This is a genomic window from Streptomyces sp. WAC05374 (genome assembly GCF_004353505.1).
Lineage (GTDB): Bacteria > Actinomycetota > Actinomycetes > Streptomycetales > Streptomycetaceae > Streptomyces.
Map to the genome: position 1 here is coordinate 1 of NZ_SMNQ01000023.1, position 15,608 is coordinate 15,608.

At 73.7% G+C, this 15,608-nt stretch carries 13 protein-coding genes; 8 read left to right on the plus strand and 5 right to left on the minus strand.

The genetic code is table 11. The features are described from left to right. The first annotated feature begins 133 nt into the window (after positions 1 to 133). The 3 genes from E2B92_RS29060 to E2B92_RS29070 all read left to right on the plus strand — a co-directional run bounded on the left by E2B92_RS29060 (position 134) and on the right by E2B92_RS29070 (position 4,738). Positions 134 to 1,114 carry a hypothetical protein gene (locus E2B92_RS29060; protein WP_200840171.1) on the plus strand — a complete coding sequence of 327 codons (981 nt, stop codon included), beginning with the start codon at positions 134 to 136 and terminating at the stop codon, positions 1,112 to 1,114. Positions 1,115 to 1,217: 103 nt separating this feature from the next. Beyond that, the gene (locus E2B92_RS29065) at positions 1,218 to 2,852 is read left to right on the plus strand and encodes a succinic semialdehyde dehydrogenase (protein WP_126887554.1); all 1,635 of its coding nucleotides are present in this window, start codon (positions 1,218 to 1,220) and stop codon (positions 2,850 to 2,852) included. A 41-nt stretch (positions 2,853 to 2,893) separates the two neighbouring features. Then, entirely contained in the window at positions 2,894 to 4,738 is a 1,845-nt protein-coding gene (locus E2B92_RS29070) for a GMC oxidoreductase (protein WP_126887553.1), read from the plus strand. 67 nt (positions 4,739 to 4,805) lie between these two features. Here E2B92_RS29070 and E2B92_RS29075 read toward each other — a convergent pair whose 3' ends face one another. Continuing rightward, complete coding sequence (locus E2B92_RS29075; protein WP_235024028.1) at positions 4,806 to 5,960, minus strand: LPXTG cell wall anchor domain-containing protein; 1,155 nt, start codon at positions 5,958 to 5,960, stop codon at positions 4,806 to 4,808. 285 nt (positions 5,961 to 6,245) lie between these two features. On the opposite strand from E2B92_RS29075, the gene E2B92_RS29080 reads away from it, so the two are divergent. Beyond that, positions 6,246 to 7,901, plus strand: coding sequence for a peptidase (locus E2B92_RS29080; protein ID WP_133087751.1), 1,656 nt, complete (start codon positions 6,246 to 6,248; stop codon positions 7,899 to 7,901). A gap of 466 nt (positions 7,902 to 8,367) precedes the next feature. On the opposite strand, the gene E2B92_RS29085 is transcribed toward E2B92_RS29080, so the two are convergent. Continuing rightward, positions 8,368 to 8,655, minus strand: coding sequence for a chorismate mutase (locus tag E2B92_RS29085; RefSeq protein ID WP_126887551.1), 288 nt, complete (start codon positions 8,653 to 8,655; stop codon positions 8,368 to 8,370). A gap of 305 nt (positions 8,656 to 8,960) precedes the next feature. Here E2B92_RS29085 and guaA point away from each other — a divergent pair, with 305 nt between their 5' ends. Next, the gene (gene guaA, locus E2B92_RS29090) at positions 8,961 to 10,544 is read left to right on the plus strand and encodes a glutamine-hydrolyzing GMP synthase (protein WP_126887550.1); all 1,584 of its coding nucleotides are present in this window, start codon (positions 8,961 to 8,963) and stop codon (positions 10,542 to 10,544) included. Positions 10,545 to 10,574: 30 nt separating this feature from the next. Here guaA and E2B92_RS29095 read toward each other — a convergent pair whose 3' ends face one another. Then, positions 10,575 to 11,039 carry a cupin domain-containing protein gene (locus E2B92_RS29095; RefSeq protein ID WP_126887549.1) on the minus strand — a complete coding sequence of 155 codons (465 nt, stop codon included), beginning with the start codon at positions 11,037 to 11,039 and terminating at the stop codon, positions 10,575 to 10,577. 77 nt (positions 11,040 to 11,116) lie between these two features. On the opposite strand from E2B92_RS29095, the gene E2B92_RS29100 reads away from it, so the two are divergent. The 3 genes from E2B92_RS29100 (at position 11,117) to E2B92_RS29110 (ending at position 13,909) form a co-directional block, all read left to right on the plus strand. Beyond that, positions 11,117 to 11,911 carry a class II aldolase/adducin family protein gene (locus E2B92_RS29100; protein ID WP_126887548.1) on the plus strand — a complete coding sequence of 265 codons (795 nt, stop codon included), beginning with the start codon at positions 11,117 to 11,119 and terminating at the stop codon, positions 11,909 to 11,911. A 132-nt stretch (positions 11,912 to 12,043) separates the two neighbouring features. Beyond that, complete coding sequence (locus tag E2B92_RS29105) at positions 12,044 to 13,261, plus strand: hypothetical protein (protein WP_126887557.1); 1,218 nt, start codon at positions 12,044 to 12,046, stop codon at positions 13,259 to 13,261. Between the two features lie 129 nt (positions 13,262 to 13,390). Next, entirely contained in the window at positions 13,391 to 13,909 is a 519-nt protein-coding gene (locus tag E2B92_RS29110) for a DoxX family membrane protein (RefSeq protein ID WP_126887547.1), read from the plus strand. Here the strand turns inward: E2B92_RS29110 and E2B92_RS29115 are convergent. Together E2B92_RS29115 and E2B92_RS29120 are read right to left on the minus strand one after the other, a co-directional pair. Further along, the gene (locus tag E2B92_RS29115) at positions 13,816 to 14,118 is read right to left on the minus strand and encodes a hypothetical protein (protein ID WP_312846084.1); all 303 of its coding nucleotides are present in this window, start codon (positions 14,116 to 14,118) and stop codon (positions 13,816 to 13,818) included. The two genes, E2B92_RS29110 and E2B92_RS29115, sit on opposite strands and share 94 nt — an antisense overlap. After that, on the minus strand, positions 14,105 to 15,409 hold the full coding sequence (locus E2B92_RS29120) for a PspC domain-containing protein (protein WP_126887546.1): 1,305 nt from the start codon (positions 15,407 to 15,409) through the stop codon (positions 14,105 to 14,107). Before E2B92_RS29120 ends, E2B92_RS29115 begins: the two co-directional genes overlap by 14 nt. Between the last annotated feature and the right edge of the window lie 199 nt (positions 15,410 to 15,608).

Genomic DNA, 15,608 nt, shown 5'->3' on the forward strand with positions numbered 1-15,608 from the left:
GGGGGGGGGGGGGGGGGGGGGGGGGGGGGGGGGCGGGGGGGGGCGGGGCGGGGGGGGGGGGGTCTCGAGGGGGGGGGGCTCCGGCGGGGCGGGGGGGCCGGGGGGGGGGTCCGGGGGGTGGGGCCGGGCCCCGGTGCGTTCCGCCGGGTGGGGGCCGGGCGCCGCCGGGCGGTCGGCGGGCGCGGGCCCGCCCGGGGGGGCCGGCCGGCGCACCGGGGCCGCCGGCGCCGCCCGGGGCCGCTCCCGCCTCCGCGACCGGGTCCGGGGCCACGCCCATGACGGGCCGCGCGACCGGGCGTCCGCCCCCGCGCCCGCCGACCGCGTCCCGCCGCGCCGGAACGGCGGGGCCGCCGAGGACGCCGTACCGCCGCGCGCGGCCCGGCCGCCCCGGCGCGGCCTCCGCACGCCACTGGTCGCCGCCGCGCTGCTGGTGGCCCTCGCCGGGGCGGGCGCGGCGGGCGTGCTGTACCTGCGCGGCGACGGCACCGGCGGCGGCGCCGGCCCGACGACCACCGTGTCCCCGTCTCCGCCCCCCTCCCTGTCGCCCCGGCCGTCGCAGGGCGCGCCCACCGCCCCGAACACCCCCGGCGCGGCGGCCGGAACCGGAGCCGGAACAGGCACCGGCGTCGGTACCGCTCCCGCCCCGACCACCACCCCCCACGCGCGCGTGCCCACCGGATACCGGTCCGTCTCCGATCCGCGCGGCTTCTCGCTGACCGTTCCGCGGGGCTACGTCCGTTCCACCGACGACAGGCGCGTCTACTACATGTCGCCCGGCAAGGAGCTGCGGATCGGCATCCGCGTCCAGGCGCCGGAGGCGGGCGGACCCCTCGGGATCATGCGGCGCGCCCACGCCACGGGCCCGGAGACCTTCGCGGGTTACCGTGCCGGCAAGGTGACGCCGACGACGCACAACGGTCTGCCGGCCGCGCTGTGGGAGTTCACCTGGAACGGCTTCTCCGGCTCCGAGGGGGCGCGGCGGACGTTCGACATCTGCTGGGACGAGGGCGGGCGGACGTACGACGTGTGGGTCTCGGCGCCGGCGGCACGGCTGGACGAGCTGAAGCGTCACTTCGACACCGTTCTCGATTCCTTCCGCGTATCGCACCCCTGATCAGGGCTTATTTGCCAGCGAACGCTGGCACGGTGTGAGCGCCCCGTGAAAAGGTGTTACCGGCGGGTACCGCGCGGGCGTCTTCCCGAATACCCTCGCCCCCATGACGGACACGACGGAGTCGACCCAGCCGCAGGCCCTCGCCACGCCCCTCGGTACCAACCCGGTAGCCCCCGCCCCGGCCGGCGCCCGCACCGCCGCCGACGTGGTCACGCCCGAAGTGGTCGCCCAGCTCACCCGTGGCGTCGTCGGCTCCGGCCGGACCGCCAACCACACCCCGTTCACCGGGGAGCGGCTGGCCGAACTGCCCGAGTCGACCCCCGAGGACGTCGCCGAGGCGTTCGCCCGCGCCCGCGCCGCGCAGCCCGTGTGGGCCGCGACGCCCGTACGCGCGCGTGCCGCCGTCCTCCTCCGCTTCCACGACCTCGTCCTCGAGCGGCAGGCCGAGGTCCTCGACCTCATCCAGCTCGAGACGGGCAAGGCCAGGCTGCACGCCCACGAAGAGGTCCAGGCCGTCGCCGTGGCCGCCCGCCACTACGGCCGCCGTGCGGCCGCGTACCTCAGGCCCAGGCGCCACACCGGCGTCGTACCGACCCTCACCAAGGTCACCGAGCTGCGCCAGCCGCGCGGGGTCGTCGGGCAGATAGCCCCCTGGAACTACCCGCTCGAACTCTCCGTCGGCGACGCGCTGCCCGCGTTCGTCTCCGGGAACGCCGTCGTCATGAAGCCGGACACCGAGACCGCGCTCACCGCCCTGTGGGCCCGCGACCTCCTGATCGAGGCGGGCCTGCCGGCGGAGGTCTTCCAGGTCGTCCTCGGTGACGGTCCGGTCGTCGGCCCCGAGGTCGTCAAGCACGCCGACTACGTCTCCTTCACCGGCTCCACCCGCACCGGCCGCGAGGTCGCCCAGGGCGCGGCCGCCCGCCTGGTCGGCGTCTCGCTCGAACTCGGCGGCAAGAACGCCATGCTGGTCCTCCACGACGCGGACGTCGAGAAGGCCGCCGCCGGCGCGGTGCGGGCCTGCTTCTCCTCGGCCGGCCAGCTCTGCATCTCCATCGAGCGGCTCTACGTCCACGAGTCCGTGGCCGACGCGTTCCTGGAGCGGTTCGCCGCCCGGACCAGGGCGATGCGGCTCGGCAGCTCCCTCGCGTACGGCGCCGACATGGGTTCCCTGGTCGGCGAGCGGCAGTTGGAGACCGTCACCCGGCACGTCGAGGAGGCCGTCGCCAAGGGCGCCACGGTCGTCGCGGGCGGTGTGGCCCGCCCCGACATCGGCCCGCTCTTCTACGAGCCGACCATCCTGGAGAACGTCCAGGAGCCGATGGCGGTGTGCACCGAGGAGACCTTCGGCCCGGTCGTCTCCGTCTACCGCTTCACGGACGAGGACGAGGTGATCGAGCGCGCCAACGCCACCGCGTACGGCCTCAACGCCAGCGTCTGGACCAAGGACGGCCGCCGTGGCCACGCCGTCGCCGCCCGCCTGCGCACCGGCACGGTCAACATCAACGAGGGGTACGCACCGGCGTACGGCAGCGTCCAGTCGCCCATGGGCGGCATGAAGGACTCGGGCCTCGGCCGCCGGCACGGCTCCGAGGGCATCCTCAAGTACACCGAGGCCCAGACGGTGGCGCAGCAGCGGGTGATCCCGCTCGCGCCCGCCTTCGGCATGGACGACGAGCAGTACGCGGCGTTCATGAGCCGCAGCCTGCGCCTGATGAAGGCCTTCCGCCTCCGCTAGACCCCTCCCTTTCGGTACGAGCTTCGGTACGAGGAGAGCCCATGTCCCAGGTCCCCCCTGCCCAGAACCGGGCCGAATCGCCCGATGCGCACGACAAGGACAACGACTCCGATTTCGACTCCGCATACGACTACGACGTCATCGTCGTCGGCTCCGGCTTCGGCGGTTCGGTCTCGGCCCTCCGCCTGACCGAGAAGGGCTACCGGGTCGGCGTCCTGGAGGCGGGCCGCCGCTTCACGCCCGAGACCCTGCCGAAGAATTCCTGGGACGTGAAGAACTACCTCTGGGCGCCCGCGCTGGGCCTGTTCGGCATCCAGCGCATCCACCTCCTCGGCAACGTCATGGTCCTGGCGGGCGCCGGGGTGGGCGGCGGCTCCCTCAATTACGCCAACACCCTCTACGTGCCGCCGGAGCCGTTCTTCCGGGACAAGCAGTGGGCGTCGATCACCGACTGGCAGGCGGAGCTGGCCCCGTACTACGACCAGGCCAAGCGGATGCTGGGCGTACGGCTCAACCCGACCATGACCCCCTCCGACGTCCACCTCAAGGCGGCCGCCCAGGCGATGGGCGTCGGCGACACCTTCCACCTCGCGCCCGTCGGCGTCTTCTTCGGGGACGGCAAGGACGCCGACGGCACGGCGAAGGCCCCGCCCGGCGCGTCCGTGGAGGACCCGTACTTCGGCGGCGCCGGCCCGTCCCGCCGCGCGTGCAACGAGTGCGGGGAGTGCATGACCGGCTGCCGGCACGGCGCCAAGAACACCCTCACCGAGAACTACCTGCATCTCGCCGAGAAGGCCGGGGCCGTCATCCACCCGATGACCACGGTCACCGCCGTCACCGACGCCCCCTCGGGCGAGGGGTACGTCGTCACGACCGTCCCCACCCGCCGCCGCCGCAAGGCGGCCCCGCGCACGCTGCGCTGCCGGTACGTCGTCGTCGCGGCCGGCACGTACGGCACCCAGACCCTGCTGCACCGGATGAAGGACGAGGGCAGGCTGCCCCGCCTCTCCGCCCGCCTCGGGGAGCTGACCCGCACCAACTCCGAGGCCCTCGTGGGCTCCCAGACCACCGACCGCCGCTACCGCAAGCGGCACGGCCACGAGCGGGCGGACTTCACCCGGGGCGTCGCCATCACCTCGTCCATCCACCCGGACGCCGCCACCCACATCGAACCGGTCCGGTACGGCAAGGGCTCCAACGCCATGGGGTCCCTGTCCATCCTCCAGGTGCCCTACGCCGAGCGCCGGGTCAGGGCCTGGCTCGGCAACGTCGCCCGCCACCCGTGGCTGGCCATGCGCTCCCTGTCCAACCGCCGCTGGTCGGAGCGGACCATCATCGGACTCGTCATGCAGTCCCTGGACAACTCCCTCACCACCTACCGCAAGCGCGACGGGCTCGGGAAGGGACTGCTCACCGCCCGCCAGGGCCACGGCGCCCCCAACCCCAAGCAGATCCCCGAGGGCACGCGCGCCGCGTCGCTCCTCGCCGAGGAGATCAACGGCTTCGCCGGCTCCAACGTCGGCGAACTGATGGGCACCCCGCTCACCGCCCACTTCCTCGGCGGCTGCGTGATCGGCGCCACGGCGGAGGACGGCGTCATCGACCCGTACCACCGCCTCTACGGCCACCCGGGCATCTTTGTCGTCGACGGCGCGGCCGTCTCCGCCAACCTCGGCGTGAACCCGTCCCTCACGATCACCGCCCAGGCGGAGCGCGCCATGTCCTTCTGGCCCAACAAGGGCGAGGAGGACCCGCGCCCGCGGCAGGGCACGGCGTACGAGCGTCTCGCCCCGGTCGCCCCCAAGGCGCCCGTGGTCCCGGCGGACGCCTTCGGTGCCCTGAAGCTCCCGTTCCTCGGCCTCCCGGCGGTCCCGCCGAAACGGTGACCGGACATGAGAGAGGCGCTGCACCCCCCTCCGAGTGCAGCGCCTCTCTTGCTATGGGGTGCGCCTGTTACGCGGCGGCACCGTTGCTGCGGCGCTTCAGCGCGAAGACCACACCGGCACCGGCGACGATGGCGATACCACCGGCGATACCGATGGTCGGCAGCATCGACGACGAACCGGTCTCGGCGAGGTTGCCGGTGACCGGGATCTCCTTGATACCGCCCTGGGGCTTGGTGTCCGGCGCGGGCTTCTCGTCCGGCTTGCCCTCACCCGGCTTCGCCTCGCCCGGGTTCTCGTTCTCCGAGCCCGGCTTCAGGACGGCGAAGTCCACCGACATGCCGGTCTCGGCGATGCACTCCTGCCCCTTGACGTCGCCCAGGTAGGCGCCGGAACCGAAGGAGTAGCTGTCACCGGCCGGGGCGTTCTTGTCGATGCTCAGACGCAGGTCGATCTTCACGAAGTCGGCCGGCTTCATGTTCTCGACGCCCCAGAAGTAGCCGCCGGCCCAGTCCTTGTCACCGATGGTGACCCACTCGTTGGTGTCCGGCATGCGGAACTGGAGGTCGACGTACTGGCTGAGGTACTTGGACTCGTCCTCGAACTCGTAGTTCTCGACCTCGGCGTAGAAGGCGACCTCCTTGAGCGCGGCCTTCGACTTGTTGGAGACGGTGAGGTTGAACTCCTCCCAGCCGCTGCCCGCGACGATCTTGCCGGGAAGGCCGGCCAGGTCGACGTCGAGAGCCTGCTCCTGGAAGTTCTCGTCGAGGTCCTCGCAGTACGGAGGCATCTCCTCGTCGATGTCGCCGGGCTCTTCCTCGCCGGCCTCTTCCTCTTCCTCGTCCTTGCCGGTCTCGGTGCCCGGCTTCTCGGCGCCGTCCTCGGTACCGGTCTCGGTGCCGCCCGTGGTCGTGTCGTCCTCGGTGCCGGTGCCGTCTTCGGTGGTGGCGCCGTCCTCGGTCTTCGTGCCGTCCTCGGTCGTGCCGGCGCCGTCCTCGGCCTGCGTGCCGTCCTCGGCCGTGGTGCCGCCGTCGGTCGTGGTGGCGCCGTCCTCGGTCGTCGTGGTGCCGTCGTTCGTGGTGCCGTCCGTCTCGCCCGCCGCACCGGAGGTCGAGGTCGTGCTGGTGGTGCCGTCCGTCGCGTACGCGGCCGGAGCCGCCAGGAAGGCGGCAGGGGCTATGACGGCGGTCGCGGCGGCGACCGCCATGGCGCGGCGAAGCTTCATGAAGACCTCGGGGAAGTCCGGGCGTGCCGCGTGTGCGGCACGGTGTCGAAGGGGCCGACCCGGTGTGGGGTGTCACAGGTGTGGCCGTTGGTTCCGCATGCATGACCTGTGGCGGCAGGGGATGGTTGCACGCCACCTGACAGAAAACTTATGTGCGCTGCATCACACATTCCGTTTGTGGTCGTGCCGTACCCAATCGTGATCTCCCCGCCGCACAACCATCCGGCCCGTCCCAAGGTCGAACCCGTGTTCACGTCATCGCATGCCGCAACCAGGGGTTCCTTGATGAGACGCCTTTCCTCCTCCCTCGTCGCCGCCGGGCTGCTCGCCGGAGTCGGGCTGAGCGCCGCGCCCGCCGTCCACGCCGCCGAGGCCCCGGTGTTCACCCTCGACGGCCCCGCCGAGGTGGGCCTGCGGCCCCACCCGGCCACCGGCGAGCCGCGGAGCACCACCATCGACGTCACGGTGGAGAACCCGGCCGAGGACCAGGAGAACGGCGGCTTCGACGGCGAGTACACCGTCACCTTCGACCTCAGCGGCGTCGCGGGCATCGCCGACGTCCGCTTCGGCGAGACCGGCAGCTCGCACTGCACGATCACCGGCACGACCGGCACCTGCACCGACGCCTTCGGCATCGCACCCGGGACCAACAGCGTCGCCGAGCTGGAGATCACCGCCGCCAAGGGCAGCGCGCCCGGTGACACGGGCGGGATCGAGGTCACCGGCACGGCCGAGGGCGCGACGTTCACCTCCTACACGGCCGACGTGACCGTCGGCGGCCCCGACCTCGTGATGCACCCCCTGGACCTGGAGCGGGACGTCACGCCCGGCCAGGTGCAGGACGCCCCGCTCACCTTCACCAACGCGGGCACGACCGACGCCGACGGCGTCCGCCTGACGCTCACCACGACCCACGGGCTCGACTACACGCGGCGGTACGCCAACTGCGACTACACCGGGACCAAGGGCTGGACCAAGGCGGTCTGCGACTTCCCCGGCACGTTCGAGGCGGGAGCCACGTACACGCTGGCCGAGCCGATCGGGCTGAAGGCCGCCGCCCACGCGTACACGGAGATCTTCACCCACCGCGTCGAGGAGCGCACCGGGGTCCGCGCGGCCCCCAGGGGCAACGGCCCCCGGCTCACCCTCACCAAGGCGCCGGCCGCGCCGCGCGCCGCCGACCTCGACCCGCGCGACAACCAGCAGGAGTTCGACCTGCGCGCGAAGAACACCGCCGACTTCACCGCCTACGGCGACACGCTCACCGCCACGGCGGGCGAGACGGTCGAGGCACGGGTCGGCTTCCGCAACAGCGGCCCGGCGTGGATCGCGCACCTCCGCTCCGGCGAGCCCGTCGCCACCGTGGACGTCACCGTCCCGGCCGGCGCCACGGTCACCGGGAAGCCGGCCGGCTGTGAGCCGCGTACCGCCAAGGGCGAGTACCGCGAGGAGCCGCTCGGCGCGCCGCGCTACGTCTGCTCCACGTCGATCCGGGTCTTCGAGGACGAGGACTTCGCGCTGCCCTTCGAACTGCGGATCGACAAGGTCGTCCCGGACGCCAAGGGCACCGTGACCGTGCGCGACCAGTTCCCGAGCCACCCGGAGCTCGCCTTCGACCCGAAGCCCGCCAACAACACGGCCCGGCTCGTGCTGAACCCCAAGGACGCCGGCACGGACACCACGGGCGGCTCCACCACCGGCGGCACCACCACGGGCGGTACGACCACGGGCGGGACCACCACCACGGGCGGCACGAGCACCACCGGGACGACCGGCACCACGGGCACCACCGGCGGCTCGACCCCCACCACGCGGACCGGCGGCAACCTCGCCAGCACCGGCTCGCCCGCCCTCCCGCTCGCGGCCGGCGCCGCCGCCCTGATCGCCGCGGGCGCCGCGACGCACGTCGTCGCCCGACGCCGCCGCGCGGGCACTTCCTGAGTCACGGCCGGCACACCACAAGGGCCCCGCGGAGGCGAATCCGCGGGGCCCTTCGCCGTCGGCACCGGCGTCGGGGAGCGCCGGTGCCGGGGGAGGCGGCGCCGGGGGGGAGCGCCGCTCGGTGGCGGTGGTCATGTGTGGGGGGTGGGCAAATGGGGGTGGAGGACCCGGCTCGTGTGCGGCGCGCGGGACGGGCGCGGCCGGCGCCACGGTGAGGGTCCGGATGCGGTCGGCTCCGGGCGTCCCCGGAGCCGACCGCCTTTTCGGGTGACCGGGCTGCTGTCCCCTGCCGTCCGGTCACGCACGCTGGGGCGAGGTCCCACGACGCACCCCATGAGGTACGCCACACGCCCCAGCGGAGCCACGCGTGGTTTCTTCGGCCCGCCCCTGGCTGACACGGACACCCCGACCAACGAAGCCCGGGGCGGTGCGGTCACGCGCCGTACGGGTGAGAGGGCGCCCGAACTCAGATGCGCCCCCGGCACAGCTCCAGCATCGTCATGGCCAGCGAGGTGCCCGGCCTGCCCAGCGCGTCCCGGTAGTGGGCCAGCACCTCCATCTCGCGCGTCAGGCTCACGCGCCGGCCGCCGGAGGAGATCCGGGCCTCCTGGATGACGGCCGAGACGGCCATCCGTTCCTGGATGAGGCCGATGATCCGGTCGTCGAGCGCGTCGATGCGCTCACGCGCGCCCGTGATCACGGCGGCGGCCTCGTCGGTGCGGGCGCCGGTGCGGTCGGTGTGCACTGCGGTCATGGCGGGGGCTCCTTGGGTGGGTGGGCCCCCGGGCCGGTGACGGGATCCGGAAAACGACAGGCGCCCCGGACCTTGTCGGCCCGGGGCGCCTGGGAAGTCGCTTGTCAGTGGCTCAAGCAGCACGACCATGGCAGCCGGACGGGCCGGTGCCATAGGTAAAGACGAAGGTCGAGAGCTTGCGCATGCGGCCAGTATGGACCATCGGCCGAGCGGGGAGGGCCCGGGTTCGGATGGTGAGACAAAGGTTGCTCCGGCCGCGCCGGTAGAATCGACATACAGACTCCTCCCGCCGGAAGGCCGCCGTAGTGTCATCAGCGAATCCCGCTGCCGCGCCCGACGCCGTACTCGTCGTCGACTTCGGCGCGCAGTACGCCCAGCTCATCGCCCGCCGCGTCCGTGAGGCCCGGGTCTACAGCGAGATCGTCCCGTCCACCATGCCGGTGGCCGAGATGCTGGCCAAGAACCCGAAGGCGATCATCCTCTCCGGCGGCCCGTCCTCCGTGTACGAGGAGGGCGCCCCGCAGCTCGACCGCGAGATCTTCGAGGCCGGCGTCCCCGTCTTCGGCATGTGCTACGGCTTCCAGCTCATGGCCACGACCCTCGGCGGCACCGTCGACAACACCGGTGCGCGTGAGTACGGCCGTACGCCGCTGCACGTCAGCAAGGCCTCCTCGACCCTCTTCGAGGGCACCCCGGCCGAGCAGCCGGTGTGGATGTCGCACGGCGACGCCTGCTCCGCCGCACCCGAGGGCTTCACCGTCACCGCGTCCACGGACGTCGTGCCGGTCGCGGCCTTCGAGAACGACGAGAAGAAGCTGTACGGCGTGCAGTACCACCCCGAGGTGATGCACTCCACGCACGGCCAGCAGATCCTGGAGCACTTCCTCTACCGCGGCGCCGGCCTGAAGCCCGACTGGACCACCGGCAACGTCATCGAGGAGCAGATCGAGGCGATCCGCGCGCAGGTCGGCGAGAAGCGCGCCATCTGCGGGCTGTCCGGCGGCGTGGACTCCGCCGTGGCCGCCGCCCTCGTCCAGAAGGCCATCGGCTCCCAGCTCACCTGCGTGTACGTCGACCACGGCCTGATGCGCAAGGGCGAGACCGAGCAGGTCGAGAAGGACTTCGTGGCGGCGACCGGCGTCCAGCTCAAGGTCGTCGACGCGCAGGAGCGGTTCCTCGAGGCGCTCGCCGGGGTCTCCGACCCCGAGGAGAAGCGGAAGATCATCGGCCGTGAGTTCATCCGGGTCTTCGAGCAGGCCCAGGCCGAGATCGTCGCCGAGGCGCCGGACGACCACCCGGTCGAGTTCCTGGTCCAGGGCACGCTCTACCCGGACGTCGTCGAGTCGGGCGGCGGTACGGGCACGGCGAACATCAAGTCCCACCACAACGTGGGCGGCCTCCCCGAGGACCTCGAGTTCAAGCTGATCGAGCCGCTGCGCAAGCTGTTCAAGGACGAGGTCCGCATGGTCGGCGCGGAGCTGGGCCTGCCGGAGGAGATCGTCCAGCGCCAGCCCTTCCCCGGCCCCGGCCTCGGCATCCGGATCGTCGGCGAGGTCACCAAGGAGCGGCTCGACCTGCTGCGCGAGGCCGACGCCATCGCCCGCGAGGAGCTGACGGCGGCCGGCCTGGACCGCGACATCTGGCAGTGCCCGGTCGTGCTGCTCGCCGACGTCCGGTCGGTGGGCGTGCAGGGTGACGGGCGCACCTACGGGCACCCGATCGTCCTGCGGCCCGTGTCGTCCGAGGACGCCATGACGGCGGACTGGACGCGGATGCCGTACGACGTGCTGGCGAAGATCTCGACGCGGATCACCAACGAGGTGAAGGACGTCAACCGGGTCGTGCTTGACGTGACGTCGAAGCCGCCGGGCACCATCGAGTGGGAGTGACCCCACCACGCGCCTGACCGGAGCCGTCGCCTACTTCCTGTGGGCGGCGGCTTCGAGCGTGAAGTCCTCGTAGTGGAAGCCCGGCGCGACGACGCAGGTGACCAGGACCGGCTCGTCGCCCGCGGGTTCGGCCGCCTGCCAGGTGCCGGCCGGCACCAGGAGCTGCGGCTGCTCGCCGGTCTCGACGGAGGGGCCGAGGACGAGGTCCCAGGGCTCGGACGGGTCGTCGCCCTCGCCGCCCAGGGAGAGGCGCAGGGGTCCGCCGCGGTGCCAGAGCCACAGTTCGTCGGAGCGCACGCGGTGCCAGCGCGACCGCTCGCCGGGGTGCAGCAGGAAGTAGATGCCGGTCGCGTAGGTGCGGGGGCCGGGGTAGCCGCGCGGGGTGGTCGAGCCGGCCGTCTTCCAGGTCTCCCGGAACCAGCCGCCCTCGATGTGGGGCTCCAGTTCGAGGAGGTCGACCAGGGGGGAGCGCGTGGTGCCGTCGTCGTCCGTCATGCGCCCGATTCTGCTCCAGCCGTCCCACGGGTGCGATCTCTCTGGCCAGTTGCCATGACCGGCGGTAACGTCCGGCCATGAGCGGAGCCGAGGAACCCGGGCCGGTCCCCGTCGGGCGGCTGCGCTTCGCGATGCCGCCCGCGCACGCCTCCGCCGCCGACGAGCGGGCGTACCGCAAGCGGCGGCTGGCGGGCGCGCTGCGGCTGTTCGCACGGTTCGGGTACGAGGAGGGCGTCTCCGGGCACATCACCGCGCGCGACCCCGAGTTCCCCGACTGCTTCTGGGTGAACCCCTTCGGCGCGCCGCTCGACGGCCTCACCGCCGGTGACCTGATCCTCGTCAACGGCGACGGACAGGTCGTGCAGGGCACCGAGCACGTCAACCAGGCGGCGTTCACCGTGCACGCCGAGGTGCACCGGGCGCGGCCCGGGGTGGTGGCGGTGGCGCACGCCCATTCCCCGTACGGCCGGGCGCTGGCCGCGCTGGGGGAGCTGCTGGAGCCGATCACGCAGGAGGCGTGCGCGTTCTACGAGGACCACTGCCTGTACGACGCGTACACGGGCGTCGCCGTGGACCCCGCCGAGGGGCGGCGCGTCGCGGCCGCGCTGGGTGACCGCAAGGCGGTGGTGCTGCGCAACCACGGGCTGCTGACGGTCGGCGACTCGGTCGACGCGGCGGCCTGGTGGTTCATCTCCATGGAGCGGTGCGCGGGGGTGCAGCTCACCGCGCGGGCGGCCGGGAAGCCGGTGCTGATCGCGCACCGGGACGCGGTGGCGACGCGGGAGCGACTGGGCGGTGACCTGGTCGCCTGGATCAACTACCAGCCGCTGTGGCGTGGGATCAGCCGCTCCGATCCCGAACTCCTGTCGTAGGTCGTCAACGCGGGGGTGCTGTTTTCACCCGTGTGTGAGGTGTGCGCGGGCGCCGGGCCGTGACTTTCATAGGAAAGAATTCCTTTTCCCTGTCGGGTGGTTGAGACGCTCGTCGACACGGAAGGGGCCGCCATGGCGGTGCACGAGGCGGGGCGGTGCGGCGGATGTACGCACGAGGCGCGCGAGGAGCACCGGCGGGAGGTGGCCGCGTTCCGTGCCCGGCGCGACCGGCTCGCGGCGGGCGAGGGCGTCCCGGACCTCCCCGGCGGCGCGGCCCGGCGATGGGTGTCCGACCAGCTCGCCCAGCACGCGCGCACGGTCGCCGAACGGGGCCGGGCGCTCGGCGAGGCATGGCCGCACGCGGTCTGGCGCGGCACGCTCTACGCGGTGTGGGGCACCGTCGCGGTGCTGGCGGCCGCCGTGCCGGGGGCGTACGCGCTGACGGCACCGGACGGCGGCGGATGGACCGGCGCGCGCACGGCGGGGCCGGTCGCCGCGGTGGGCATGGGCGCCCTGCTGACCGCCGTGGCACGGGTGCACCGGGCGTACGGCGGGCTCCTCGCGCCCCTGATCGGCGAGGACAACCGGCTCTCCACCTCCCGCGCGGTGGCCGCCGCGTGGGTGCTCCTCACGGTGTACGCGGCGCTCCACCTCACCCTCCAGGGCGCCGCCGGGGGAGCGGTCCGGCCGGCCGGGGGCGACCGGCTGCTGACGGTGCTCGCCCTGGTGTGCGCGGCGGCCGTCGCCGCGCGCAGGATCGTGACCGTACGCCTCCTGGGGCAGCGGGTGCAGAAGGTGCGCGCCGAGCGGCCGCGCGCCGCCGACCTGCTGTGCGACGACGCCGGGCGGGGCAGCCTCGCCGACGCGCAGTACGTCCTGGTGTCGGCGTTCGCGGTGCTGTTCGCCGCCGCCCGGCTGGTCCGGCGCCCCGGCGAGCCGCCCGAGCTGCCGTGGGCGCTCGTCGCCCTGGTCGCCCTCTCCGCCGCCACCTACCTGGCCGCCAAGTGCGCCGAGGGCGTCCGCCCGGTCATCCTCTCCGTGGTGCGCGCCCCGGAGGCCGGCGCCCCGGACGCCCCGATCCGCACGGGCGACGACATCGAGATCCGGGGCGCCGGATTCGTACCGCCCGGGGCGGCGAACCCCGCCCACCTCACCCGCACGGTCGTGCGCATCGGCCCCGTCCACGTCCAGGTGCCCCTCGTGCCGGCCCCGGGAGGCTTCACCAACCCCACGGACACCACCCTGACCGTCCCGGTCCCGGCGGAGGTGGCTCCGGGCTGGACGGACGTCCAGGTCGTCACCGCCTCGGGCGCCGTCACCAACCGCGTCGTCATCGACGTGTCCGCCTGAGCCGGCGGCGTGTCCGCCCGGCCGTCGCGGGCCGCCGGCATGAACCGGTGCCCGGCCCGCCGCGTATCCATGGGCGGGGATGCCGAGGAGAATCGGTTCCGGGGACCCGTGTGGAGAGGCAGGCCGGCGATGACGCACACCTACCGGACGACGGCGACGTACGGGGACGCCGGTGGACCGGGCGGCTGGAGAGCCACCGCGTCCCGGTACGCGCTGCTGCCGCTGAGGGTCTTCCTCGGCGTCACGTTCATCTACGCCGGGCTCGACAAACTCACCGACGACGCCTTCCTGGCGGCCTCCGGGACCGGCTCGATCGGCGAGACCATGCGCTCCGTGCGGGACTCCTCCGCCGTGCCCTGGCTCGTCGACCTGGCGCTGAAGAACCCCGAGGGCTTCGGATACGGCATCGCCCTCGGCGAAGTGGCCGTCGGCATCGGCACGCTCGCCGGGCTGCTGGCCCGGCTCGCCGCCCTGGGCGGGGCGCTGATCTCGCTCAGCCTGTGGCTGACCGTGAGCTGGCAGTCCGACCCCTACTACTACGGCAACGACCTGGCCTACCTGATGGCCTGGCTGCCGCTGGTGCTGGCCGGCGCCCCGCTGCTGTCGCTGGACGCGGCCCTGGCGGCGCGGCGGCGCCGGGCGCGGTAGCCGATCCAGCCGGCCATGCCCGCCAGGACCAGCCCCGCGCACAGCAGCGGCAGCGCCGCGTACCACGGCGTCTCCCAGGAGCCCGCCGCGTCACCCGCGTACAGCGCCGCGACGGCCAGTCCGGTGGCGCCCAGGACCAGCCGGCCGGGGCGGAACTCGTGGCGCCATTCGCCGCGCCGTCCGGGCACGGCCGTGTCATGACCCGGCACGGGAGACCTCCACCTGTCCGAGCCCGACCTCCAGGGTGAGATCGAGCGTGCCCGCCGGGCTCACGCCCCGGGGCGGGGCGATCGTGCGGGTGACGTCGTGGTCCGGGGCGACGTCGATGTCCTCGGCGGGCTCCGACGGCAGGCGAAGGTCGCCGAGGCCCACCTGGGCGTGCACCTTCACGGTCACGTTCCGCGGGACGACGACGTGGAGCCGGCCCGCGCCGACCTCGGCGGCGGTGCGCTCCGCACGCCCGGCCGGAACGGCCAGTCCGGACAGGTCCAGGGTGCCGGTGCCGGTGCCCAGTTCGTACCGGGGGCGCAAGTCCGCCGCGGTCGCCGGGCTCCATTGCGCACGTATCCACTCCGTACCGATCTGCCGGGGTATCAGCGAGGCCCCCGCCAGCAGCACCGCCGTGACCACCGTCATGACGACCGTCCCCGCGCCCGTCCGGCCCAGGAACGCCCCGGCCACCAGCCCTAGCGCGAACACCACCAGCGCGCACACCAGCCCGGTCTGGAGGCAGACCCCGAGGGGCTGCGACCCCCACGGCAGCGCCGTGCCCAGCCCGCCCGCGACCAGCGCCAGCAGCAGGACCGCGCCGCCCATGGACCGGGGGCCGCGGGCCGGCGCCGCCTTCCCCGCCGCCCCGGGGCTCTTCGCGGGGCGCGCGAGGATCGCGTCCTCCACGCCCGCGCCGTCCTCCGGCCCCCACAGGTAGCCGAGCGGCACCGGCCCCGACGTACCGTCCTTGACGATCGGCTCGCGCCACCACGAGGGGGACTCCGGCGGCGGCGGTGCCTTCGTCTCCGGCGGCGCCTCCGCCACCGTGTGCACCGTCACCGGGTCCGCCACCGCCTCGTGCGCCTCGACCAGCCTGCGCCGCCGCGACCACACGGCCGCCCCGCTGACCGCGAGGATCAGCAGCAGCGAGAAGGAGACGGTGCTGCCGTTGCCCAGCATCGACAGGAACAGCCCGCAGCCGGCCAGCGCCATGAGCAGGGCGATCAGCGAGGCGCCGTCGACCCGGCCCGTCACCAGCCGCCGCGCCTCGTTCTCGTCCTCGTCGTCCGCGGCGATCAGCAGCCAGGCGAAGCCGTAGAACACCAGGCCGAGACCCCCGGTCACCGCCAGCACGCCGGTCACCACCCGGAAGACCACCGGGTCCAGGTCGTAGTACCGCCCGAGCCCGCCGCAGACGCCCGCCACCACCTTCCGGCGCGGTGCGCGCCGCAGCGGCGGGTGGGGTGGTGCCGCTCCGGCCTCGGCGGGAGCGGGGGGCGTACGCGTCATACGTCCATGGTGACGGCCCGTGAGCCCCGTCGGCACCTTCCGCGACCCTGGCCCGTCCCTGATATTGGGCCTCGGAAGCGCCCGGAGCGCCCGGGCCGGCGGGCAGGTCGAACAAGGGCCGGCGGGCGGGTCGGCACCCGGGCGGGCGGCCGGGTCGCGCCCGGGTTCATGGGCGGGTCACGGGGAGGCCCCCGGGCAG